This window comes from Spirillospora sp. NPDC052242 (assembly GCF_040679555.1).
Lineage (GTDB): Bacteria > Actinomycetota > Actinomycetes > Streptosporangiales > Streptosporangiaceae > Spirillospora.
Map to the genome: position 1 here is coordinate 40234 of NZ_JBFAUZ010000017.1, position 23283 is coordinate 63516.

Annotated in this window: 24 protein-coding genes and 1 tRNA gene; 10 read left to right on the plus strand and 15 right to left on the minus strand. The window is 74.7% G+C overall.

The window, feature by feature from the left end:
* Positions 1-220: 220 nt before the first annotated feature.
* Positions 221-514 carry a hypothetical protein gene (locus tag AB0L25_RS16075; protein ID WP_500172623.1) on the minus strand — a complete coding sequence of 98 codons (294 nt, stop codon included), beginning with the start codon at positions 512-514 and terminating at the stop codon, positions 221-223.
* Here AB0L25_RS16075 and AB0L25_RS16080 point away from each other — a divergent pair.
* Positions 476-1048 (plus strand): sensor histidine kinase, encoded by a 573-nt coding sequence (locus tag AB0L25_RS16080; RefSeq protein WP_500172625.1) that lies wholly within the window; start codon positions 476-478, stop codon positions 1046-1048. The genes AB0L25_RS16075 and AB0L25_RS16080 overlap by 39 nt on opposite strands.
* On the plus strand, positions 1033-1629 hold the full coding sequence (locus tag AB0L25_RS16085) for a response regulator transcription factor (protein ID WP_500172627.1): 597 nt from the start codon (positions 1033-1035) through the stop codon (positions 1627-1629). The genes AB0L25_RS16080 and AB0L25_RS16085 overlap by 16 nt, the downstream gene beginning before the upstream one ends.
* Here AB0L25_RS16085 and AB0L25_RS16090 read toward each other — a convergent pair whose 3' ends face one another.
* Entirely contained in the window at positions 1630-2454 is an 825-nt protein-coding gene (locus AB0L25_RS16090; RefSeq protein ID WP_500172629.1) for a siderophore-interacting protein, read from the minus strand.
* An 11-nt stretch (positions 2455-2465) separates the two neighbouring features.
* Positions 2466-3488 carry an ABC transporter substrate-binding protein gene (locus tag AB0L25_RS16095; RefSeq protein ID WP_500172631.1) on the minus strand — a complete coding sequence of 341 codons (1023 nt, stop codon included), beginning with the start codon at positions 3486-3488 and terminating at the stop codon, positions 2466-2468.
* A 130-nt stretch (positions 3489-3618) separates the two neighbouring features.
* Between AB0L25_RS16095 and AB0L25_RS16100 the strand changes: the two genes are divergently transcribed.
* The 5 genes from AB0L25_RS16100 (at position 3619) to AB0L25_RS16120 (ending at position 8582) form a co-directional block, all read left to right on the plus strand.
* Entirely contained in the window at positions 3619-4674 is a 1056-nt protein-coding gene (locus AB0L25_RS16100; RefSeq protein ID WP_500172633.1) for a FecCD family ABC transporter permease, read from the plus strand.
* A complete protein-coding gene (locus tag AB0L25_RS16105) occupies positions 4671-5723 on the plus strand; it encodes a FecCD family ABC transporter permease (protein ID WP_500172635.1) in 1053 nt (350 codons plus the stop codon). The genes AB0L25_RS16100 and AB0L25_RS16105 overlap by 4 nt, the downstream gene beginning before the upstream one ends.
* A 2-nt stretch (positions 5724-5725) precedes the next feature.
* Positions 5726-6550, plus strand: coding sequence for an ABC transporter ATP-binding protein (locus AB0L25_RS16110; RefSeq protein WP_500172637.1), 825 nt, complete (start codon positions 5726-5728; stop codon positions 6548-6550).
* A gap of 92 nt (positions 6551-6642) precedes the next feature.
* Positions 6643-8106 carry an MFS transporter gene (locus AB0L25_RS16115; RefSeq protein ID WP_500172639.1) on the plus strand — a complete coding sequence of 488 codons (1464 nt, stop codon included), beginning with the start codon at positions 6643-6645 and terminating at the stop codon, positions 8104-8106.
* Positions 8103-8582, plus strand: coding sequence for a MarR family winged helix-turn-helix transcriptional regulator (locus AB0L25_RS16120; protein WP_500172641.1), 480 nt, complete (start codon positions 8103-8105; stop codon positions 8580-8582). The genes AB0L25_RS16115 and AB0L25_RS16120 overlap by 4 nt, the downstream gene beginning before the upstream one ends.
* 120 nt (positions 8583-8702) lie before the next feature.
* Here AB0L25_RS16120 and AB0L25_RS16125 read toward each other — a convergent pair whose 3' ends face one another.
* From AB0L25_RS16125 to AB0L25_RS16145, 5 genes are read right to left on the minus strand one after another with little or no spacing between them, the layout of a single operon-like run.
* The gene (locus AB0L25_RS16125; RefSeq protein WP_500172644.1) at positions 8703-9968 is read right to left on the minus strand and encodes an ABC transporter substrate-binding protein; all 1266 of its coding nucleotides are present in this window, start codon (positions 9966-9968) and stop codon (positions 8703-8705) included.
* Positions 9965-11089, minus strand: a complete 1125-nt coding sequence (locus tag AB0L25_RS16130; RefSeq protein WP_500172646.1) for a branched-chain amino acid ABC transporter permease — start codon at positions 11087-11089, stop codon at positions 9965-9967. Before AB0L25_RS16130 ends, AB0L25_RS16125 begins: the two co-directional genes overlap by 4 nt.
* Positions 11082-11972, minus strand: a complete 891-nt coding sequence (locus tag AB0L25_RS16135; protein ID WP_500172648.1) for a branched-chain amino acid ABC transporter permease — start codon at positions 11970-11972, stop codon at positions 11082-11084. Before AB0L25_RS16135 ends, AB0L25_RS16130 begins: the two co-directional genes overlap by 8 nt.
* Positions 11969-12835 carry an ABC transporter ATP-binding protein gene (locus tag AB0L25_RS16140; protein ID WP_500172650.1) on the minus strand — a complete coding sequence of 289 codons (867 nt, stop codon included), beginning with the start codon at positions 12833-12835 and terminating at the stop codon, positions 11969-11971. The genes AB0L25_RS16135 and AB0L25_RS16140 overlap by 4 nt, the downstream gene beginning before the upstream one ends.
* Entirely contained in the window at positions 12832-13647 is an 816-nt protein-coding gene (locus tag AB0L25_RS16145) for an ABC transporter ATP-binding protein (protein WP_500172652.1), read from the minus strand. Before AB0L25_RS16145 ends, AB0L25_RS16140 begins: the two co-directional genes overlap by 4 nt.
* A 180-nt stretch (positions 13648-13827) precedes the next feature.
* Here AB0L25_RS16145 and AB0L25_RS16150 point away from each other — a divergent pair, with 180 nt between their 5' ends.
* The gene (locus tag AB0L25_RS16150; RefSeq protein ID WP_500172654.1) at positions 13828-15141 is read left to right on the plus strand and encodes a PucR family transcriptional regulator; all 1314 of its coding nucleotides are present in this window, start codon (positions 13828-13830) and stop codon (positions 15139-15141) included.
* 3 nt (positions 15142-15144) lie between these two features.
* Here the strand turns inward: AB0L25_RS16150 and AB0L25_RS16155 are convergent, their stop codons facing one another.
* The 3 genes from AB0L25_RS16155 to AB0L25_RS16165 form a co-directional block, all read right to left on the minus strand.
* A complete protein-coding gene (locus tag AB0L25_RS16155) occupies positions 15145-15816 on the minus strand; it encodes an Rv1733c family protein (protein ID WP_500172657.1) in 672 nt (223 codons plus the stop codon).
* A 169-nt stretch (positions 15817-15985) separates the two neighbouring features.
* Positions 15986-17557, minus strand: coding sequence for an MFS transporter (locus AB0L25_RS16160; RefSeq protein WP_500172659.1), 1572 nt, complete (start codon positions 17555-17557; stop codon positions 15986-15988).
* Positions 17554-18240: an LppX_LprAFG lipoprotein gene (locus AB0L25_RS16165; RefSeq protein ID WP_500172661.1), complete on the minus strand. Its 687-nt coding sequence runs from the start codon at positions 18238-18240 to the stop codon at positions 17554-17556. Before AB0L25_RS16165 ends, AB0L25_RS16160 begins: the two co-directional genes overlap by 4 nt.
* 168 nt (positions 18241-18408) lie before the next feature.
* Here AB0L25_RS16165 and AB0L25_RS16170 point away from each other — a divergent pair.
* Positions 18409-18482, plus strand: a tRNA-Ile gene (locus AB0L25_RS16170).
* Between the two features lie 155 nt (positions 18483-18637).
* Positions 18638-19021, plus strand: a complete 384-nt coding sequence (locus AB0L25_RS16175; protein WP_199747588.1) for a DUF7715 family protein — start codon at positions 18638-18640, stop codon at positions 19019-19021.
* A 22-nt stretch (positions 19022-19043) separates the two neighbouring features.
* Here the strand turns inward: AB0L25_RS16175 and AB0L25_RS16180 are convergent, their stop codons facing one another.
* The 4 genes from AB0L25_RS16180 to AB0L25_RS16195 are packed head-to-tail and all read right to left on the minus strand — an operon-like array spanning position 19044 to position 23168.
* Positions 19044-20303, minus strand: a complete 1260-nt coding sequence (locus AB0L25_RS16180) for an adenylosuccinate synthetase (protein WP_500172664.1) — start codon at positions 20301-20303, stop codon at positions 19044-19046.
* A gap of 31 nt (positions 20304-20334) precedes the next feature.
* The gene (locus tag AB0L25_RS16185; RefSeq protein WP_500172666.1) at positions 20335-21303 is read right to left on the minus strand and encodes a hypothetical protein; all 969 of its coding nucleotides are present in this window, start codon (positions 21301-21303) and stop codon (positions 20335-20337) included.
* 39 nt (positions 21304-21342) lie between these two features.
* Positions 21343-22344, minus strand: a complete 1002-nt coding sequence (locus AB0L25_RS16190) for a protein kinase family protein (protein ID WP_500172668.1) — start codon at positions 22342-22344, stop codon at positions 21343-21345.
* The gene (locus tag AB0L25_RS16195) at positions 22341-23168 is read right to left on the minus strand and encodes an NUDIX hydrolase (RefSeq protein WP_500172670.1); all 828 of its coding nucleotides are present in this window, start codon (positions 23166-23168) and stop codon (positions 22341-22343) included. Before AB0L25_RS16195 ends, AB0L25_RS16190 begins: the two co-directional genes overlap by 4 nt.
* Positions 23169-23283: the final 115 nt, after the last annotated feature.

Consider the following 23283-nt stretch of genomic DNA (forward strand, 5'->3'; position numbering starts at 1 on the left):
CGGCGGTGGAGGACGCGCCGCGGCCGCGGCGGGCGGCGGCCGTTGGGCTGCTGGTGGCCCTGGGGCTCGTGTACGCCCGGTGGGGACGGGCGGGGCTGCGGGCGGACGGGCGGTGGCCGGGGCACCGGGCGTTCGCGGCGGCGCTGATCGCGCTGTTCGTCCCGGCGACGCTGCTGGCGCCGGTGGCCGCGACGGGGCTGGCCGCTCTGTCCCCGATGACCTACATGCTGTACCGGGCGGGCCGCGGGCTCGCGGTGATGGCGGCGCTGTGCTCCGGCCCGACGGTGATGCTGCTGGCGGCGTCCGGCGCGGACGTCGCGCTGGGCGTGGTCGTGATGGCCGCGGCGCTGGCGTCCGGTGTGCTGATCGCGGTCTTCGTCGGACGGCTCGGCGAGCAGAACCGGGAACGGGCGCGGCTGATCGCGGAGCTGGACCGGACCCGGGACGAGCTGGCGGAGGTGAGCCGGGAGGCGGGGTGCTCGCCGAGCGGGAGCGGCTCGCGCGGGACATCCACGACACGCTCGCGCAGGGCTTCGCGGGGATCCTCATGCTGCTGCAGGCCGCCGAGGCGGAGGTCGGGGGCAACCGGTACCTGGAGAGCGCGCGGCGGACGGCGAAGGAGAACCTCGCCGAGACGCGGGGGCTCGTGGCGGCGCTGGCGCCGCCCGCGCTGGACGGGACGTCGCTGCCGGAGGCGCTCGGACGGCTCGCCCGGGAGTTCGACCTCCCGGTGGGGTTCCGCGTGGACGGGGACCCGCGCCCGCTGGGCGGCGTCGAGGTGACGCTCCTCCGCGTGGTGCAGGAGTCGTTCGCGAACGTGCGGAAGCACGCGGGCGCCCGGAACGTGCGGGTGGCGCTCGAGTACGGGGCGGGGGTCCGGCTGACGATCGCGGACGACGGGTGCGGGTTCGCCCCCGGGGACGTGCGGACGGGGTTCGGCCTGCGGAGCATGCGGGCCCGGGTGCGGCGGTCGGGCGGGACGTTCGAGGTGCGGAGCGCACCGGGCGGTACGGAGATCGTGGTGGAGGTGCCGTGCTCCGGGTGCTGATCGTGGACGATCACCCGGTCGTCCGGGAGGGCCTGCGGGGGATGCTCGCGGCGGAGCGGGACATCGAGGTGGCGGGGGAGGCGGCGTCGGGGGAGGAGGCGGTCGCGCTGGCGCCGCGGCTCGATCCGGACGTGATCCTCATGGACCTGCGGATGCCGTCGGGGGACGGGGTGAGCGCGATCCGGCGGCTGCCGGGCCGCGGGATCCTGGTGCTCACGACGTACGACGATCCGGGGGAGATCGGCCGCGCGATCGAGGCGGGCGCCATGGGGTGCCTGCTGAAGGACGCGTCGCGCGCGGAGCTGGCGGCGGCGGTGCGGGACGTCGCGGCGGGCCGCCGGGCGCCGCGCCCGGCCCGGCCCGGCCGGGAGGTTCCGCCGCCCGTCCTGTCGGCGCGGGAGGCGGAGGTCCTCGGGCTGGTCGCGGAGGGGCTCACGAACGCCGAGATCGGCGCGCGCCTGCACATCGGCGAGGCGACGGTGAAGACGCATCTGCTGCGGGCGTTCGCGAAGCTCGGCGTGTCCGACCGGACGGCGGCGGTGGTGGCGGCCCTGGGGCGCGGGGCGATCCGCGCCCCGTGATCACTCCTCGGTGTGCGGGCTGCCGCCGGCGACGACCTCGGCGAGGAGGTCCTCCTCGCTGGCGCCGCGCCGCCAGTAGCCGCAGAACGTGACCGACCGCCGGTGGACGCCGCGCTCGTTCACGAGGTGGCGGCGCAGGGCCTTGACGGCCGACGACTCGCCGGCGATCCACGCGTAGGCGCCGTCCGGGACGTCGGCGGCGCGGACGGCCTCGAGCAGGTCGGGGACCCAGGCGATCTCGGCGTCGGCCTTGGTGGGGAGGTCCTGGCGGTCGTCGTCGTGCGGGACGTGGACGAACACCTGCGCGGGGGTCCCGGCGGGCAGCCAGGCGAGGTTCCCGGCGATGGCGGGGAGCGCGGTGATGTCCCCGGCGATGACGACGGGCGCGCCCTCGGGCGGGCGGAAGTCGTAGCCGCCGTTGTCGGGGCCGGTCGGGCCGAGGACGGCGATGCGGGCGCCGGGCGCGGCGGACGCGGCCCAGTTCGCGGCGGGCCCGGCGCCGCCGTCCAGGTGCAGGGCGAAGTCGATGTCGAGTTCGCCGGGGCGCTGGTCCCGCACGGTGTAGGAGCGCATGATGCCGCGCTCGTCCGGGTCCATGGCGCGCCAGTCCTCGAACCAGGTCTCGGCCGTCCAGTTCTGCGGCATGACGGGGGCGTCCTGGTGCGGGTGCGGGAAGAACAGCTTGATGCGCTGGTCGCGCCCGGCGGACACGAAGCCGTCCAGTCCGGGGCCGCCGAGGGTGACGCGGACCATGGACGGGCCGAGCCGCTCGGTGCGCACGACGTGCAGGTCGAACAGGCCGTAGGGGTCAGTGGGAGTCGTCATGACGGAGCCTTTCAGCCGGTCTTCTTGGCGGACTCGATGGCCTTGGCCAGGTTCTCGAGGATCGGGGCGCACCCGAGGTAGGAGAAGCGGGGCTCGGCCTCCCACGGGAAGACCTGTCCGGCCTTGACGGCGGGCAGGTCCTTCCAGGACGCCTTGTCGCCGAGGTCCTTCGGCTGGAGGGCCTGGGTGCGGCTGTCCAGCAGGATGACGTCGGCGGGGTAGCGGTCGGCGTTCTCCCAGCTCAGCTCCTCGAAGTAGCCGTTCGCGCCGGGCTTTTCGGGAGTGATGAGCTCGACGCCGAGCTCCTTGAAGTAGATGAGGTCGCTGTTCTTGTCGGGGCTGGACGCGTAGAACAGGTCGGGGCTCGCGGACGCGGCGAGCACCCGGACGCCCGGGTTGGCCTTGACGGCGGCGCGCACCGACTCGGCGGCCTTGTCGAACCGGGCCTTCGCCTCGGTGACCTTGGCGGCGCCGAGGTCGGCGCCGAGCGCCCCGGCCAGCTCGGCCATGCGCTGCAGCGGCTTGGTCAGCGAGACCGCGCCGGTGGAGATCGCGACGCTCGGGGCCAGCGCGTAGATCTTGTCGGCGCTCTCGACCGGGACGTAGAACAGCTCGCCGTCGACGAACATGTTGTCGACGAGCAGTTCGGGACGGAGCGCGGCGTACTTCTCGATGTTGAACTCGCCGAACGCGTTGCCGATGATCTCCAGGCGGTCCACCGGGAGCTCGCCGGCCTGCGGGTCGGGGGAGCCGTCCTGGAGCTTGGTGGGGCCGAACACCCCGACGAGCTGCTCGTCGACGCCGAAGTCGTAGAGGGCGGCCGCCGTCCCGACGTAGCCGACCACGCGGGTGGGCCGCGCCTTCAGGTCGACCTTCTCACCGCGGTCGTCGGTGAAGGACCAGGCGCCGCCACCGGAGGACACGCTTCCGCCGCCGTCACCGCCGCAGGCCGCCAGGAAGGCGCCGAGCGCCGCGGCGCCGCTCGCGCCGAGGAAACCGCGGCGGGTGAACGGACGAGCAGAAAAACCAGACATTTCGGACTTATCTCTCAATCAAATAAGATGGTCGTATTGCGCCCCCGACGGTGGCTTAGGTTAACCTAACCTAAGCCGTTGTCCATAGCGTGGGGCCCGCGCGGCGTCCCGCCCTCCCCGGAGACCGCCCGTGACGTTGACGCAGTCCCCGCCGGCCGTGCCGGTGGACGTCCCGCCGAGGGGACCGCGCGGATCCGCGCGCGCCGCCGGGCTGGCGGGCGCGGCGGCGCTGCTCCTGGTGATCGCGCTGCTGAGCCTCGCGGTCGGCGCGAAACCCCTGTCGCTCGGCGAGGCGTGGAACGGTCTCATCGACCCGGCGTCGGACGCCTACACGGTCGTCCACGAGATGCGCCTGCCGCGCACGCTGCTCGGGCTGCTCGCCGGGACGGCCCTCGGGCTCGCCGGCGCGGTGATGCAGGCGCTCACCCGCAACCCGCTCGCCGACCCCGGCATCCTCGGCATCAACGCGGGCGCCGCCGCCGCGGTCGTCTCGGCCATCTCGTTCCTCGGCGTCACCTCGTTCACCGGCTTCGTGTGGTTCTCGTTCGCGGGCGCCGGCGTCGTCGCCGTCCTGCTCTACGCGGTCGGCGGCGGGCGCGGCGCCACCCCGGCGCGGCTCGCGCTCGCCGGGTCCGCGCTGAACGCGGCCCTGTTCTCCTACGTCAACGCCGTCCAGCTCCTCGACACCGCGTCCCTGGACCGCATGCGCTTCTGGACGGTCGGGTCCCTCGCCGCCGCGCAGGACTACACCGTCGTGCGGGTCGCCCCGTTCGTCGCCGTCGGACTCGTCATGGCGCTGCTCCTGGCCCGTCCGCTGAACGCCCTCGCGATGGGTGAGGACGCGGCGCGCGCGCTGGGCGCACGGCCCGCGCGCGCCCGCGCCGCCGCGATCGTCACGGTGACGCTGCTGTGCGGCGCGGCCACGGCGGCGTGCGGCCCGATCGTCTTCGTGGGGCTGATGGTGCCGCACTTCGTCCGCGCCCTCACCGGCCCCGACCTGCGCTGGCTGCTGCCGTACTGCGCGGTGCTGTCCCCGGCGCTGATGCTCGCCGCGGACGTGCTCGGACGGCTCGTGGTGCGGCCCTCGGAACTGCAGGTGGGCGTCGTCATGGCCGTCGTGGGCGGGCCGGTGTTCCTCTACTTCGTCCGCCGCCCGCGCCGGCGGTCCGGAAAGGAGGCCGCGTGACGGCCCGCACCGCGCGCACGGCCGTGCTGCGCACGCCCGCCGGGGTCTCGCTCCGGTACCAGCCGCGCGCCCTCGCCGTCGCGGGCGGCTGCACGGTCGTCGCGCTCGCCGTCGGGGTGCTGCTCATCGGCACCGGCGACTTCCCGATGACGCCCGCCGAGGTGATCCGCACGCTGCTCGGGCGGGGCGGGCCGGCCGAGTCGCTGATCGTCAACGAGATCCGGCTGCCGCGGGTGGCGACCGGTCTCGCCGTCGGCGCGGCGCTCGGGCTCGGTGGCGCGATCTTCCAGTCGCTCACCCGCAACCCGCTCGGCAGCCCCGACATCCTCGGCTTCACCTCGGGCGCGTCCACCGGCGTCCTGGTGATGATCGTGCTGGCCGGGGGCGGCGGCGTGGCGGTCGCGGCGGGCGCCGCCGCGGGCGGCGTCGCGACCGGCCTGCTGATCTACGCGGTGGCCGGGCGGAACGGCGCGCACGGGCAGCGGCTCATCCTCGTCGGCATCGGGACCGCCGCGATCCTCACCGGCGTCAACGGCTACCTGCTCACCCAGGCGCACATCACCGAGGCGGCCCGGGCGGTGCTGTGGCTGACCGGCAGCCTGGACGGCCGAGACTGGGCCGACGTCGCGCCCGTCCTGGTCGCGCTGGCCGTGCTCGGGCCGCTGGTCGTGGTCGGCTGCGGCCGCGCGCTGCGGATGCTGGAGATGGGGGACGACGCCGCGCACGGGCTCGGCGTCCCGATCGAGCGCGCCCGGCTGATCATGCTGGGCGCCGCGGTGCTGCTGACCTCGTTCGCCGCCGCGGCGGCCGGCCCGGTCGCGTTCGTCGCGCTGACCGCGCCGCAGCTCGCCCGGCGGCTGACCCGGGCGACCGGCCCCGGGCTGCTGCCCGCGATGTGCATGGGCGCGGCGCTGCTGGTGGCCGCCGACTGGATCGCGCAGAACGCCTTCCCGGGACGGCAGCTCCCGGTCGGCGTCGTGACCGGGCTGCTCGGCGGCGGATATCTGGTCTGGCTCCTGGTGGCCGAACGCAAGAGGGGACGGATTTGACGATGAAGAACGAGCCTCGTCCCGGCGGGGACGCGCGGCTGTCCGCGAGCGGCCTCACGCTCGCCTACGACAAGCGCACCATCACGCGGGAGCTCGACGTCGTCGTCCCGGACGGCTCGTTCACGGTGATCGTCGGGCCGAACGCGTGCGGCAAGTCGACGCTGCTGCGCGCGCTCGCCCGCATCCTCAAGCCGTCCGCCGGGTCGGTCGTGCTGGACGGCGAGCCGATCGCGGGCTGGCCGGCGAAGAAGCTCGCGCGGACGCTCGGGCTGCTGCCCCAGTCGTCGATCGCGCCCGAGGGCATCTCGGTCGCCGACCTCGTCGCGCGCGGCCGGTACCCGCACCAGGGCCTGCTGCGGCAGTGGTCGAAGGAGGACGAGCGGGTCGTCGGCGAGTCGATGGCCGCGACGGGCGTCGAGACGCTGGCGGACCGCAGCGTGGACGAGCTGTCCGGCGGGCAGCGGCAGCGCGTGTGGATCGCGATGGCGCTGGCCCAGCAGACGCCCCTGCTGCTGCTGGACGAGCCCACCACCTACCTGGACATCGCCCACCAGATCGAGATCCTCGACCTGTGCGCGCGCCTGCACGAGGAGGGCCGCACGGTCGTGGCCGTCCTGCACGACCTGAACCACGCCTCGCGGTACGCCACCCACATGATCGCGATGCGGGACGGGCGGATCGTCGCGGAGGGCGAGCCCGCCGACGTCGTCACCGCCGACCTCGTCGAGAAGGTGTTCGGGCTGCCGTGCCGGGTGATCGACTGCCCTGAGACGGGCACGCCGCTGGTCGTCCCGGCCGCCCGCGCCCGCACCCCCGCGCTGAGCTGACCGCCCCGGCCCCGGGCCCATGCGCCGCCCGGGGCGTCCCCGAGATCGTTGTACGCTTAAAACGATTGTAGGCGTACAACGATCGGAGGGTCGTGACCGAACTCGGTCCGCGGCGGAAACTGCTGGTCCTGGCGATCTGCTCGATGAGCCTCCTGATCGTCAGCCTGGACAACACCATCCTCAACGTCGCGCTCCCCACGCTGCAGCGCGAGTTCGACACCTCGCTGTCCGGGCTGCAGTGGACGATCGACGCCTACCTGATCGTGCTCGCCTCGCTGCTGATCATGTCCGGCGCGACCGCCGACCGGCTCGGCCGCCGCCGGACGTTCCAGACGGGCCTCGCCGTGTTCGCGCTCGGCTCGGTGCTGTGCAGCCTCGCGCCGTCCCTCGGCTGGCTCGTCGCCGCCCGCGTCGTCCAGGCGGTCGGCGGGTCCATGCTCAACCCCGTCGCGATGTCGATCATCACGAACGTGTTCACCGAACCGCGCGAGCGGGCCCGCGCCATCGGCGTGTGGGGCGCCGTCGTCGGCCTCGGCATGGCGCTCGGGCCGCTCGTCGGCGGGCTGCTGGTCGACTCCGTCGGCTGGCGCGCGATCTTCTGGCTGAACGTGCCGATCGCGCTGGCCGCGCTCGTGCTCACCGCCCTGTTCGTCCCCGAGTCGCGCGCCGAGCGGCCCCGCCGTCCGGACCCGGTCGGGCAGGGCATGATGATCCTGCTGCTCGGCGGGACGACGTTCGCGATCATCGAGGGGGCGGGGCTCGGCTGGACGCACCCCGCCGTGCTCGGCGCCGCCGCCGCGGCCGTCGCGGCGCTCGGCACGTTCGGCTGGAACGCCCGCCGCGTCCCCGAACCGCTGATCGACCTGCGGTTCTTCCGCAGTGTCCCGTTCTCCGGCGCGACGCTGATCGCGATCACCGGTTTCGCCGGCTTCGCCGGGTTCCTGTTCATCAACACGATCTACCTGCAGAACGTCCGCGGCCTGTCCGCGCTGCACGCCGGGCTCTACCTGCTGCCGATGGCGGCGACGACGGCCGTGTGCGCCGCGCTGTCCGGGCGGATCGTCGCAGCCCGGGGCCCGCGGCTCCCGCTGCAGATCGCCGGCGCGACGATGCTCGCGAGCGCCCTGCTGTTCGCCGTCGCCGACGCCCAGGCGCACGACGCCGCGCTGTTCACCGCGTACGTGCTGTTCGGCATCGGGTTCGGCATGGTCAACGCGCCGATCACCAACACCGCGGTGTCCGGGATGCCTCGCGCGCAGGCCGGCGTCGCCGCCGCCGTCACCTCCACCAGCCGGCAGATCGGCAGCGCGCTCGGCGTCGCGGTCATCGGCGCCGTGCTCGCCGTCGGAACCACCGGGACGTCCGCCGCGCCCGCCTTCGCGGCGGCGGCCCGCCCGGCATACTGGGTGGTGGTCGGCTGCTCCGCCGCCGTGCTGCTGCTCGGGACGGTCACCACCGGTCGCCGGGCCGTCCGCAGCGCGGCGCGCGTCGCCGACCTGTTCGACCCCGCCGAACGCCCCGTGACCGGGGCCAGCACCGGAGCGAGCATCCGATGACCGAGACCGAGCGCCCCCGGGGCCGCGGCGCCGCGCCCGTCCCGGCGTCCGCTCCCGGGACCGATCCCGCCGCCCGCGCCTGGCGCAACCTGCGGCTCGCGATCCTGGAGCGCGGCGACCGCCGCCGCGAGGCCACCGAGGCGCTCGGGATGAGCTTCTTCCGGGTGAAGGCGCTGTGCCGCATCGCCGCCGCGCCCGTCCCGATGACGCTGCGCGACCTCGCCCACGACCTGGTCACCGACCGCCCCTACGCGACCCTCGTGGTGGACGACCTCGTCGGCCGCGGCCTCGCCGAGCGGACCGTCAACCCCGGCGACCGGCGCTCCAAGCTCGTCACGGCCACCGCCGCCGGGCGCGCCGCGGCGGCGGAGGCCGAGCGCATCCTCGACACCCCGCCGCCCGCCCTGCACGACCTGCCGCCCGAGGACCTCGCCGCCCTCGACCGCATCGCGGCCCGCCTCGCCGCCGGACTCTGAACGGGTCCCGGACGCGCGTGCGCCCGGCGTCCGCCGGGGAGGGCGGGCGCCGGGCGCGCGGGGGAGCGGACCGGCCGGGCGGGCCGGGTCGATCGGTCGGCAGGTCGATCGGTCAGCGGGTCACTTGCCGACCGGGACCTTGTAGGCGGTCGCGGTCTCGGACGCCGCGGCCTCCCGCTCGACGACCAGGCCGCCGAGGGCCTCCTTGTCCGCCCGCAGGATGTAGGTCTTGCGGGTGGCGGGCTCGGTCCACGTGGAGAAGTCCATCGGGGTGCCGTAGCCGGTGTCGTAGGACTTGCGGGCCCGGTGGGCGTTGATGACGCCGTCGCGGGTGAGGTCCTTGGCCTCGCACGCCTCCTTCAGCGCGTCCACGAAGATCACCGCGTTGGTGTAGCCGTTGACGACCGCGTTGTCGAGCGGCTGCCCCGGGTACTTCTTGCCGTACGCGTCCGCGAGCTTCTTGACCGCCGGCAGGTCGGAGCCGATCGGCGCGCCGGCGCTGGTGAGGTAGAAGCCCTTGAGCAGCGCGGGCGCGGCCTCGGTCTCCAGCAGCTGCGGGGAGAACCCGGAGTTGCTGGCGACGATCGGGGCGGTCACGCCGCGGCTGCGGACGATCCCGGCGAGCGACGCCGACTGGCGCGGGCCCGCGCTCATCAGGATCGCCTTCACGTCCGCGCTCTCCAGGGCGGACGCCTGCGCCGTCATGTCGGTCGCGGTCGCTTTGATCTTCTGCTCGACCAGCTCGAGGCCGTACTTCTCGGCCGCGGCCTTGGAGCCGTTCAGCGCGCTCTCGCCGTAGTCGCCCTCGAAGTACACGTGGCCGACCTTGTCGCCCTTCTTGATCATCCCCTCCTCCACCAGCCAGGAGACGCCGTTGATCATGTCGACGTCGTAGGTGGTGCCGGTGACCTGGATGTACTTGCTGCCGAGCAGCGTCGTCGACCAGGCGTTGGGGAGGATGAACATCTTGTCGGTCTCGATGCGCTGCTTGAGCGCCGTCACCATCGGCGAGCCGATGAACTGCGGCATGCCGATGACCTCGCCCTGCAGCTCGCTGTAGGCGGAGACGGCCTTCTGCACGTCGTAGCCGTGGTCGCGGACGACCAGCTCCAGGTTCCGGCCGCAGACGCCGCCGGCCTTGTTGATCTCCTCGACGTACATCTGCTGCGCCTGCGTGAGGCTCTTGCCGAGCGGCGCGTACACGCCGGTCAGGTCGGTCTCGACGCCGATCTTGATGACGTCGTCGGTGACCCCGGTGCCGACCTTGACGCCGTCGGCGTCGGTGCCGCCCGAGCCGCCCGTCGCCTTGTCGCTGCAGGCCGTCACGCCCAGCGGCAGGACGACGGCCAGGGCCGCCGCCGCCGCGATGCGCACCTTACGCTTCATGCCGGTTGCTCCTCTTGTTTGTCGAGTCGGTGCAGGGATCGGGCGGACCGGCGCCGGGCCGCGGCGAGACGCAGCCGCGCCCAGAGCCCGAGCAGTCCGCCGGGCAGGAACAGGACGACGGCGACGACGGCGGCGCCGTACAGGATGCGGGCGGCCTCGGCGGGGGAGACCCCCTCCGAGCCCGGCTCCGCGACCAGGGGGAGATCGTTGCCGAAGCGGGTGAGGAGCTGCGGGAGCACGGAGACGAACACCGCTCCCGCCACCGCCCCGGCCGCGGACCCGAGTCCGCCGATGACGATCATCGCCAGGTAGTCCAGGGACAGGAACATGCCGAAGTACTCGGGGACGGTGCGGCGGAACGCCAGCGCCAGCAGCGCGCCCGCCGCCCCCGCGTACATCGACGACAGGACGAACACGCCGCTGCGGTAGCGGGCCACCGGGACGCCCATGACCGACGCCGCCACCTCGTGGTCGCGGATCGTGTTCATCGCCCGTCCCGGACGGCCCCGCAGGATGCCCCGGGCGATCCAGATCGCCGGGATCAGCAGCGCGACCCCGAGGAACCACAGCCGCTCCAGCGCGCCCAGCGGCACGTTGAACAGGACGAACTCGGGGCTGTCGGCGAACGTGAACCCGAAGATCTCCATCGGCGGGACGTCCCGGCCGTTGAACCCGCCGGTGACGCTCTCGGCGTTGAACAGCACGTGCTGCCCGATGAAGATCAGCGCGAGCGACGCGATGCCGAGGTAGGTGCCGCGCAGCCGCCCGGAGATCGGGCTGAACAGGCCGCCCGCGATGCCGGCGAGCAGGATCGCGCCGACGAACGCCAGCGGCGTCGGCAGCCCGAGCCCGCTCAGCTCGTGGCCGGAGTCGGAGTCCGACGCCAGGTACACGTACCCGTACGCGCCCACCGCCAGGAAGAACGCGTGCCCGAGGGACAGCTGCCCGGTCGCGCCGGTCAGCAGGTTCAGGCCGATCGCGCCGATCGCCGCGGACATCGCGAACAGGCCGGTCTGCAGCCAGAACGCGTCCACGTAGAACGGGACGGCGAGCAGGACGGCCGTCGCGGCGACCGTCGCGAGCAGGGGGCCGCCGACACGGCGGGACGCGCGCTCAGACACGGGTCAGCTCCCTCGTGCCGAACAGCCCGGCGGGCCGGATCAGCAGGATCGCGATCATCACCACGAACGGGGCGACCTCGCCGATCCCGCGGCCGAGGAACGTCAGGTCGCCCTGGTAGCCGGTGACGAGCGACTCGGTGAGCCCGATGATCAGCCCGCCCGCCAGCGCCCCGGTCGTGGAGTCCAGGCCGCCGAGGATCGCCGCCGGGAACGCCTTCATCGCGGCGAACGAGGTACTGCGATCCAGTCCGGGGGTGGGGAACACGGTGAGGAAGAGCGCGGCGACCGCCGCCAGCCCTCCGGCGATGGCCCACGCGGTCAGCGACACCCGGGTCAGCCGGATGCCCATGAGCGCGGCCGTCTCGCCGTCCTCGGCGGCGGCGCGCATCGCCACGCCCCACGACGTGTAGCGGAACGCCACCAGGAACGCCGTGATCAGCAGCGCCGCGACGAGCAGCGCCGCGATGCGGGTCTGCGCGATGCTGACGCCGCCGATCGTGACGACCTGGTTCTTCCACGGGTCGCCCATCGACAGCACCTCGGTGCCGATCTGCCGCGTCAGCTCGGTCGTCAGCACGATGTCGACGCCGATGGTGACGATGGCCAGCACCGCGTGGTTCTCGGCGCGCGCCCGCCGCAGCACCAGCACCTCGACGAGCGCGCCGATCAGCGCGGCGCCCGCGATGCCCGCGCCGAGCGCGAGCCAGAAGCCGATGTGCTCGTGCAGCTTCGCCGTGATGAAGCCGCCGACGAGCAGCAGCGAGGCGTGCGCGAAGTTCACCACCTCGGTGGCCTTGAAGATGATCACGAAGCCGAGGGCGATCAGCGCGTACACCGCCCCCATCGAGAGCCCGTTGATCACCAGCTCGATGAAGGTGCTCAAGCCTTCTCCTCTTCCGTGCCGGCCTGCGAGCCGGGCGGTGCGCCGGTCTCGGTGCCGGTCTGTGCGCCGGTCGGGGGACCGGTCTGCGTGCCGGTCTCTGTGTGTGCGCCGCCGAGGTACGCCCGGATCACCGCGGGATCGCGCTGTACCTCGTCCGGCGGGCCGCTCGCGATGCGCTTGCCGAAGTTCAGGACGGTCACCTGGTCGGCGAGCCGCATGACCATCCCCATGTCGTGCTCCACCAGCAGGATCGAGACGCCGAGGTCGGCGCGGGCGCGGCGGATCACCTCGGCCATCCGGACCCGCTCGGCGCCGTTCATCCCGGCGACCGGTTCGTCCAGCAGCAGCAGGCGGGGTTCCAGCGCGAGGGCGCGGGCCAGTTCGAGCCGCTTCTGCACGCCGTACGACAGCCCCGCGACGGGCGCCGCGAGGTACTCCTCGACGCCCACGAACCGGGCGATGTCGCGGACCCGCGCCCGGTGCCGGGCGTCCTCGCGGCGGGCGTGCGGCAGCCGCAGCCCCGCCGCGACGAACCCCGCCTTGGTGAGGCGGTGCCGCCCGAGCATGAGGTTGTTCTCGACCGTGAGGTTCCGCGACAGCGCGATGTTCTGGAACGTCCGCGCCACGCCCAGCGCGGCGATCTTGTCCGGGCGCAGCGCGGTCAGCTCCGTCCCGTCGAACCGGACGCTGCCCTCCGTCGCCTTGTAGACGCCGGACAGGACGTTGAAGCAGGTGGACTTCCCGGCGCCGTTCGGCCCGATGATCGCGTGCACGCTGCCGGGCGCGACCGTGAACGCGACGCCGTCCAGCGCCGTCAGCCCCGCGAACCGGACCGTGAGGCCGGTGACCGTCAGCTCGCTCATCCCGCCCACCTCTCGAGCGTCGGGGCGGAGCCGGCCGTCCGCTCGGCCTCCGCGGCGTCCGCGGCCGCGTCGTCGTCGGCGACGCCCAGGTAGCGGCGCCGCACCTCGTCGCTCGCCGCCAGCTCGGCGGACGGCCCGTGCAGCGTCACCGCGCCGACCTCGAGCACGTGCGCGGTCGACGACAGCTCCAGCGCGAGGGCCGCGTTCTGCTCGATCAGCAGGATCGCGGTGCCCTGCCGGTTGATCTCGGTGATCGTCTCCGCGATCCGCTCGGCCATCAGCGGCGCGAGGCCGAGGGTCGGCTCGTCCAGCAGCAGGACGGACGGGCGCGCCATCAGCGCCCGGCCGATCGCGAGCATCTGCTGCTCGCCGCCCGACAGCAGGCCCGCCCGCTGCCCGGCCCGCTCGGCCAGGATGGGGAAGAGCTCCAGCACGCGCGCCCGGGACTTCGCCGTCCCCGACCGGTCGCGGGCGCCGAGGGCGCCGGCCCGCAGGTTCTCCTCGACCGTGAGCCGCCCGAACACCCGCCGCCCCTCCGGGACCTGCACCACCCCGGCGGCCACCACGGCCGCGGGACGGAGCCCGGAGAGTGTGCGGTCGCCCAACCGGACGCCGCCCGACTCCACCGCGCCGCGGTGGAACGGGAGCGTGCCCGAGATCGCCCGGAGCAGCGTCGTCTTGCCCGCCCCGTTCGCGCCGAGCACGGCCGTGACCGAGCCCGCGGGAACCTCCAGCGATACCCCGCGCAGGGCCCGGACGGCCCGGCCGTAGCTCACCGACAGATCACGGACCTCGAGGGTCCCGTTCGCCATGCGCGCCTCCTGCAAGTCGTGTGGCAGGCACCCCAGCACGGGCCCCGCGGGGGCGTCTACGGGCGCGCGGCAAGACGGGGCAGGCGTCCAATCGAACGGCATTCGGGTTGTGTGCGGAGCACAGCCTCGAAAGCAGGGCATTGCGTTCATTCGGTGTGATCCATGACACTGTGTCGGCAGATGCCTGACCGGAGGTCGTACATGCCGCTCACCAGCGCCGATGCCGCCCTGGACACCGGTGCCGCCGCCGAGTCCGCCGGCGGCGCCGCGCCCGGAACCGCAGCCCCGGACGCCCCGCGGGCCGACGCCGCCCGCGCGGCGCGCGTCCGGATGCTGCGGGCGCTCGTCGGCCGGATGCACGACCGGATCCCCGAGCTCGCCGACCGGCTCGTCGCCGAGGTCCTGGCCGAGGACCCGCTCTACACCGACTTCGTCTCCCGCGAGGAGTTCTGGGAGTCGGTCCGCGCCTGCCTCGAGGCCGGCATCGTCCAGCGCGGGCCGGAGGCGAGCGGCCGCCGCCCCGATCTGACGGAGGCCGAGCGGGTCGGGCGGCGCCGCGCCGAGCAGGGCATGCCGCTGGAGTCGCTGCTGCGCAGCTTCCGCATCGGCGGGCGCGTCGTCTGGGAGGCGCTGATCGAGGAGGTGTCCGACGAGGGCCCCGACGCGATGGCCGAGCTGCTGCGCTACGCCAGCACCGTCTGGCACACCGTCGAGCAGCAGTCCACGGTCGCGTCCGAGGTGTACCGGCGCACCGAGTCGGAGATGCTGCGGCGCAGCGACGAGCGCGTCCAGGCCCTGCTGGACGCCCTGCTGGAGGGCCGCGGCGCCGACGGCGGGCTCGCGCAGGCCGCGTCCGCCGCCCTCGACCTGCCCGAACGCGGCCGGTACGCGGTGGTGGTGCTGCGCGCGGTCCGCCGCGACCCCGGCTTCGAGCGCCCCGACGAGGTGGACGGGCTGCGGTTCGTCTGGCGGATGCGCACCGACGGCGAGGTCGGCGTCGTCGCGCTCGGCGACCGCGAGCCGCAGGACGTCGCCGCCGCGCTGCGCGACCTCGTCCCGGGCGAGGCCGGGGTCAGCACCGTCGTGGACGGGCTCGCCGGGCTCGGCCGCGCCCGCTGGCTCGCCGAGACCGCGCTGGCCACCTGCCGGCCGGGGGAGCGGCGGGTCGTCCGGCTCGACGACCGGCTGCCCGGCGCCCTCGTCGCCGCCCAGCCCGAGCTGGCCGGGCTGCTGAACGCGCAGGTCCTCGGCCCGCTCGACGGGCTCGACGCCGCCGACCGGGAGATCCTGCTGGAGACCCTGGAGACGTGGCTGGAGTGCGAGGGGTCGGCGATGCGCACCGCGGGCCGCCTCTACTGCCACCGCAACACGGTGTTCAACCGGCTGCGGCGGCTGGAGCAGCTGACGTCCCGGTCGCTGCAGCGCCCGCGCGACGTGGTGGAGCTGTCGCTCGCGCTCGATGCGGCCCGGTTCGCGGGCGCCGCGCGGCCCTGACGCTCAGAAGCGGGGGCCGTGCCCGGCGGCGTCCAACCGCGCCCAGTCGGCGTCCCACAGCGCGTCGCGGCGCCGGTCGCAGCGCCGCCGGACCAGCCCGTACGCCACCGCGGCGGGGAGCGCGGCGCCGAGGACCGCGGCCGTGCCCGCGTACGCCGCGTCGGTGACCGTGCGGCTGTGCGGGCGGGGCGCCACGGTCGGCTCGCCCGCCCCGTCGACCCAGATCGCCCGCCGGTCGCCGACGTCGACGCCGCGCCAGCTCGGCAGCGTCCCGGCGCGCGGCTTGCCGTCCGGGCCCGGCCACGTCGCCTGGACGGTCTCGTGGACGAACCGGTCGCCCGACGTGGACGTCCCGCCGGTCTTGGTGACCGTCGCGGTGACGCGCTCGCGGTCCCGCCGCTCGGCCTCCTCCGCGCGGCTCCCGGCCGCGTAGGACGTGGACCCCGCCCACAGCGCGAGCGGCGGCGCGACGCCGAGGAAGATCAGCAGCAGGGCGAACCCGAGCAGGCGCTGGACGCGGTCGACCGGGCGGCGCAGCTCGTTGTGCTCGAGGCCGAGTCTCCTGCGCAGCGGCGTGCGGGGCCGTGCGGGCGCGGCCGCCCGCGGTCCGCGGTTCGGTCCGCGGTTCGGTCCGCCGTCATGGCCGTCGCCGCGGCCGGAACCGGACCTGCGCATCTCTCGTCACCTCCCCGGGGAGTGCCCTCCCGGCAAGGGGCCTTGCTCGTCGTTTGCCAGGATATTCCCGAGATCGCTGAACGGCACGGGGGCCATGGCCGAATCGTTTCCCGGATCGGGCCCACTATTCCGCATCCGTGACCGAAAACGGCGGCGGCGCGCGTCCGGGTCAGCGTCCCGCCGGGTCGGCCTCGAGCGCGCGCGGGGCGGGCGGGGCCGCGCCGTCCCGGCGGCCCCCGGCGGCGAGCGCCAGCAGCGCGCCGGCCGCGCACAGCACGGCCGTGATCAGGAAAATCTCCCGGTACTCGGTGCGGAGCGCCTCCTCCACCGCGGCCAGGTAGACGTCCATGGCCCGGTCGAACTCGGCGTCCGACATCGTGAAGGGCAGCGGCGGCCGCAGGTCGGCCGTCAGCGCGTGGAACCGGTAGAAGCCCCACGCCGACAGCGCCGCGATGCCGAGCAGCATCCCCATCATCCGCGCGACGACCACGGCCGCCGACGCCACGCCGTGCCGGGCCGCCGGGACGAACCGCAGCACCGCCGACGACACCGGCGCGATCACGAGGCCGAGGCCCAGCCCGGTGATCACCAGGTCGACGTCCATCCGCGGCAGCGGCCCGTACGACGCGTTCGCCAGGTCGGCGGGCCACCCCGCGATCAGCAGGTATCCGGCGGCCGAGACCGCCATCCCGGCCGCCATCGGCCACCGCTCGCCGAACCGCCGCGCCGCCATGCCCCCGGCCACGGCCGCGATCGGCAGCGCGACCAGGAACCGCGTCAGCAGCAGGGCGCCCTCGACGTCGTCCTTGTCCAGGACGGTCTGCGCCACCAGCACGACGTCCACCAGCGTGACCATCAGCGCCGCGCCCGACAGCAGGCTCACGCCCAGCGTCGCCAGCAGCGGCCCCCGCCGCACCCCCGACAGGTCGAACAGCCGCGTGCGCGTCCGGACCTCCCACAGGACGAACGCGACGAGCGCGACGGCCCCCGCGATGAGCAGCGGCGCGCCCCACGGCGGCAGCGCCGACTCCTGCGGCTCGGGGTTGTAGACGCCGCCGACCAGCAGCCTGAGGCCCGCCGCGAGCAGCAGCCCGCCCACCACGTCCACGCCCGGCCGCGGCCCCTCCGGCCGCCCGCCCGGGACCGCGACGTGCACGGCGGCCATCGCGAGCGCCGTCAGCGGCAGGTTGATCCAGAAGATCGCCCGCCAGTCGTCCAGCAGCGCGACGACGCCGATCCCGTACAGCGGGCCGAGGACACTGCCGAGCTCCTGCGCGGCGCCCACCGCGCCGAGCACCACCGGCCGCTGCCGCTCCGCCCACAGGTCGCCCGCCAGCGCCATCGTCACCGGCAGCAGCGCCCCGCCCGCGACGCCCTGCACCACCCGGCCCGCCGTCAGCACCGGGACGTCCTGCGCCAGCGCCGTCACCACCGAGCCCGCCGCGAAGAACAGCAGGCACGCCTGCAGCAGCGGGCGCCGCCCGAACCGGTCCGACAGCTGGCCGAGCAGCGGCATCGCCGCGACGTACCCGAGCAGGAACCCCGTCAGGATCGGGGTGACGCGCTCCAGCCGGTTGACCGGCAGCCCCAGGTCGTCGACGATCGTGACCAGGACGGTCGTGACGACGTAGGCGTCGAGCGCGGCGAGGAGCACGACCGCCCCGCCCGCGCCGATCGCGACGCGGCGCCGCGCGCCCGCGCGTCCGGCCGCGTCCGCACCGGTCCCTTCGGCTCCGGTCACTTCGGCGCGCTGATCTTGTAGGCGGCGTCGAACTCGGTGAACTCGATGACCACGGCGCCCTTCCCCTCGGGGAACGCGCCGCGCACCTTGACCAGCCGCCCGTCGTCCTTGTTCACCCACACCTGGCCGCGCAGGTCCGCGTCGATCCCCGGGATCAGGCCGCCGATCCGGTCCTGCGGCAGCGTCGCCGCCACCCGGTAGGTCTCCTTGCCGCCGACCTCCTCGACGGCCTCCGCCTTCGGCGCCCGCAGCGACGACAGCAGGCTCGCGATGCCCCGCTCCGGGTCCAGGACGGCCGACGGGTCGTACATCGTCGCCGCGAGCGCCTTCGGCGCCTGCCGCCAGCCGCCCGTCCCCGCGTCCAGGTAGATGCTGTCGCCGACCGCGACGACCTTCATCTCGACGGCGTGGCCGGACTGCTCGATCGTCAGCGTGCCCTCGGCGTCCCCGTTGCGGAGCAGCTTCAGGTCGCCGCCCTTCACCATGATCGGCGTCTCGTCCTGCGTCGCCACGGTGAACGCGACGCTCTTCAGGCTCCCCATGGCCTGCGCCGCCCGCCGGATCACCTGCGCGCCGTCGAAGTCGGCCTGCTCCGTCTCGCCCGACCCGCCGTCCCCGTCGCAGGCGCCGACCGCGCCGAGCAGGAGGAGGAAGGAGACGAGGGCGAGGATGCGTCTGGACATGGACGGGACCCTACCGACGGGTACCGGCGTGCGTCACTCGCTCTCAGGTATGACATCGCCGCCCGGCGCGGACGTCCGCGCCGGGCGGGGAAATCGCGGTGGCCGCCGCCGACGGGCCGCCGCTAAGATGACTCGCGGCACGCCCCCCGCCGTCACGGGGGAGGCCTCGGGGCGGTAGCTCAGCCGGTCAGAGCAGGAGACTCATAATCTCTGGGTCGCGGGTTCGAGTCCCGCCCGCCCTACCCTTCGGGGAGATCGTCCCCGGAACCGGTGATCCCCCGGTGCCCCGCGCGCGCACCGGCGCCCCCCGCGCGACCTGGCGATACGCCGGGTTCGCGGCGTAACGTCGGACCCTCGTCGTACCGTGGGCGCGTCCACGGCCGGCCGAGGGGGCATCGTGAAGCTGCTGACCGCCACGAACTCGACCCAGGGATTCCGCGACAACGACTTCGACTGGTGCGTCGAGGGCGAACTCGTCCACATCGGCGTGGTGTGCGCCCGCGACTCCGGCGACCCGGACGGCGGCTGCGGCTGCGGCCGCTCGTTCGCGGGCCTCAACTCCCATCGCGCCACCACGACCGCGATGGTCCGGGACGTCCCCGGGTTCACCGGCGCCGACTACGTGGAGGCGCTCCGGTCGAGCCTGGAGCAGCAGGGCTGCGACGCCTCGCACGCCGAGCACGAGGCGGCGCTGCTGCGCTGCCTCGTCCGCGACTGGCCGGTCGGCGCCATCGTCGAGCGCCGCCTCGACGAGATCGTCGTCCGCCAGGTCGTCCGGTAGGCGCGTGCGGTAGGGCGCGGGTTCAGACGGCGGCGGCGACGCGCTTGTCCGCGGCGGTCGGGCCGAACGACCGCAGCACGACCGGCGCCCGCACGGCCTCCTCGACGGCCTCCTCCGGACGGACGAGCGGCGCGTATACCGGTCGCGCCGCGAGCAGCCGCCGGGTGAGGTCCTCCTGCAGGTCGAGGCGTCCCGCCGGGTTGGGCGCGAGGCGCTCGACGGTCGCGCCGCCGACGCGGTAGGCGCGGCAGACGCGCAGATCGGGACGCGCCCCCGCGACGTCCAGATGCGTGACCGCCACGCCGTCCATCCCGCCGGTGACCTCCCGCGCGTACCGCAGCGCGACCGCGTCGAGATGCCCCGCGCGGAACGGGCCCTGCCACGGGCCCGTCCCGTTGTGCGGTTCGGGCAGCTCGCGGGTGAGCGCCGCGTCCTCGGTGACGAACGGGCCCGGCCCGTGCCGGGTCGCGTACGCCCGCACCACCCCGAGGCGCGCGGCGCCGCCGCCCGCCTCCCGCAGCAGCGCCTCCGCGTTGCCGAACGTGGTCGTCGACCACGTCGTGTACGGGTGGAAGCCGTGCCACTCGTCCAGCAGGACGCCCTGCGCGCCCTCGAACACGACCGGGCCCCCGGCGAGCAGCGTCCGCAGGTGGCCGCCGTCGACGACGCGGACCCGGTCGGCGAACGCGGTGAACGCGGCGACGCAGTCGTCCACGTCCGGGACGTCCTCGGGGCTCCCGGGGAACGCGTCCCGGTACCGGTCGCGGACCGCGGCGAGCCGCCGCCGCAGCCGCGCGGGCGACCGGCAGTCGCCCGCGCGGGGCGCGTCCTCGTGCGCGAGCGCGTACGCGGCCGTCTCGCCGATCCCCATCCCGCACGACCCGTGCCGCTCCGCGCCGCGCGCCCGCTCCCGCGCCCGTCCCGCCGCCCGGTGGTACGGCGTCGTCAGCAGCGCGTCGCCGTCCACGGTGAGCCGGTCGAGCGCGTCGCCGACGCCGACCTCCCGCAGGTGGTCCGCCTCGGCGGCGAGCGCGAGCGGGTCGACGAGCATGAACCGCGACAGGTGCGTCCGCACCCCGGGCGTGAAGGTCCCGGAGCCGAACTGCGCGAACGTGTGGTGCCGCCCGTCCACGGCGACGACGTTGTGCGCCGCCTGCGCGCCGCCGTTGAACCGGACGACCGCGTGCACGGGCGACGCCGCGCAGAGGTGGTCGACGACCGTGCCCTTCCCGGCGTCCCCGAACCCGAGATCGACGACGATCACGTTCTCCGCGCCGAACATCACTCCGTGCTCCTCTCCACCGGACGGACGATCAGAGCCGCGTCGTCCGGGACGCGGCGGGGCGGTCGAGGCCGGGCGGGGCCGGGGAGGTGGCCGCGGGGACGCGGTCGTCCAGGCGCGCGAGGGCGCGCGACACCGACGCGCCGGCGGTGGAGCCCGCCTCGGCGAGGTGGCCGAGGCCCTCGGCGAGGTCGATGGCGTCCTCGCCGAGCCCGACGGTGAGGGCGATCGTCTCGCAGACGGCGCCCGGGTCGTCCAGGTAGAGGACGTTCTGGCCGAGCAGGTCGCGCCAGAAGTCGCGGAGTTCCGGCTTCCCGGAGTGGTAGCCGCCCTCGGGGATGATGAAGTAGACGTCCCACTTGCGCTGCAGTTCGCGGACGAGCTCGGCGATCGGAATGTCGGCGGGCACGTCCGTGCCGATGATCTTCGCGACCTCGCGGCGCTTGATCTTCGGGTAGGCCAGCTCGTCGCCGATCATGAACAGGTAGCCGCGCTTCCCGCGCTTCTCGAAGCAGTCGGTGGCGGTGTGCCGGGCCATGAAGTGCATCGCGAGCTCGTAGGACTCGCGCATCTGGCCGCCGCCCCCGCCCTCGATGAGGATCTTGGCGAGGTCGTCGTCCATCCGGTTGTCGGCCTCGAACTGGCCGATCTGCAGCGGGGCGCGGTCGCAGGTCGCGTCGCCGACGGCGCCGAACAGGATGTGCGGGTCGGTGGCGTAGCCCTTGCGCAGCAGCAGGCCGAGCAGGTCGGGCAGCTTGGTCTGCAGGGTGCGGGGCACGGTGCCCATCGAGCCGGTGACGTCGAACAGGACGGCGATCGCCAGCGACTCCGGGTGGTCGTCGGAATCGCGGCTCTCCCGCACGGTGACGCCGCGCGGGTCGAGGTCGGGGTGGACGGTGGTGGCGCCGCCGTCGCTGTAGGCGAAGGCGCTGACCCCGTTGGCCGCCTGGTAGCTCTGGCGGGCGGCGTAGACGTCGGTGGACCAGTGTCCGCTTCCCATGGGGTTCTCCTAGGGTCGTGCCGGGTGGTGCCCGGTGGGTCAGGCGGTCGGGGGCATGTGGAAGGGCCGGAAGCGGCGCGGGCCGTAGAGGCGTTCGAGCAGCTCGTCGAACTCCGCCAGCAGCCGCCAGGCGTCGGACGGGCGCCGGTGCGGCGCCGCGAGCGTGCAGCCCCGCGCGAACGCGCGCATCGCCGGGGGCGTCCGGTCGCCCATGAGCCGGATCATGCAGCGGGCGGCCATGAACAGGTCGGTGCCGGGCGTCGCGGGCCCGCGGGCCGGCACCTCGGGCGGGTAGAGGTCGGCGTGCCGGTCGACCATCGCGGGGACGTGCTCGCCGGTGTCGGCGACCGCGTGGCACCAGCCGACGAGCACCAGGCCGTGCAGCTCCGGATGGATCATGACGTGCTCGGGCAGGACGGCGCCGTGCACGACGCCCGCGCGGTGCACGAATCCGAGCGCGACCAGCAGGCGCCGCCACATCCAGGCGGCGTCGCGCGGGTCGACGCCGTCCGGGTACGCGCGCCGGACGCCCGCGAGGTCGTGGAAGCCGTCGAGCCGCCGCAGGACGTCGACCCGCCGCTGCGCGCCCGTCGCGGCGTCCCGGTGCCGGAACGTCTCGACGAGGTGCGGGACGTACGCGCGGTGCCGGCTCTCGCCGTACGTCGCGAGCCGCCGCAGCGCGGCCGCCTCGCGCTCGATCAGGTCGCCGTCGCGGGGGTCGCGCGGCATCTTGAGCAGGACCCGCTCACCGCCCGCGCGCGCCGGGTACAGCTGGGCCACGTCCCCGCCGATCGGGTCGCCGTCCAGGCGGTAGTCGTGCCGCCCGCCGGTGATCGTCGCGGTGCCGGCGCCGCGGTAGGCCCGCCACAGCGCGTTCAGCCGGGTGAACGCGTCGTGGGTGCGGCCGCCGGTCATGTCCGGGTGGACGGTGCGGGCCAGCCGCCGGTAGCGGCGGGCGGCCTCGACGGCGTCGTCGCCGAACAGGTCGGCGGGGGTGCGCGCCGCGTCGAGCGTGGTCAGGGCGTCGTGCAGGGGGGTCATCTGATCAGCTCCTCCCGGCCGGGGCGCAGCAGCGCGGGGTGCAGCAGCCGGGCGTCCCCGGCCCGGTAGAGGCGGGGGCGCGGGCCGCCGCGCCGCCCGGCCGTCCGGTCGGAGGTCGCGCCGGTGCTCTCCACGAACCCGGGCACCGACAGGACCTTGCGGTGGAAGTTCCCGGCGTGCAGCTCCTCGCCCCAGACCGCCTCGTAGACGGCGCGCAGCTCCGGGATGGTGAACTCGTCGCCGCAGAACGCGGTGGCGAGCGGCGTGTACTCGAGCTTGCCGCGCGCCCGCTCCAGGCCGTCCGACAGGATCCGCGCGTGGTCGAAGGCCAGCCTGCGGGTGGTGCCGGGCCGCTGGTCGCCGGACTCGGTGAGGCCGAGCGCGGCCACGTCCGTCCACTCGGCGGCGGCCGCGTCGCCGCCCGCGCGCGGGTCGGGCAGCTCGGGGGCGAAGGCGAGGTAGGCGACGGACACGATCCGCATGCGCGGGTCGCGGCCGGGGCGGCCGTAGGTGCCGAGCTGCTCCAGGTGCAGGCGGCCCAGCTCGGCGTCGCCCGCCTCGAGGCCGGTCTCCTCGGCGAGCTCGCGGACGGCCGCGTCCGGCAGGTCCTCGCCCTGGTGGCGCCCGCCCGCCCGGACGAACCCGCCCGGCAGGGCCGACATGCCCGCGTACGGGGCCTCGCCGCGCCGGACGAGCAGGACGTGCAGGGCCCCGTCGCGGATCGTCAGCGCGACGACGTCCACCGTCACGGCGACGGGGTCGTAGGCGCGCGGGTCGTAGTTCGCGAGGAAGTCGCGCTCGTCGTTCCGCGGGTCGGGGCTCATTCGCCGATGTCCTTCTCAATCTGAGTCAATCTCTGGTTGAGAACAACATACCCCGGACGGCTCCCCGTGTCCACCCCGTTTCCCGGCGATGAGATCGTGGGAGGACGAACCGGAC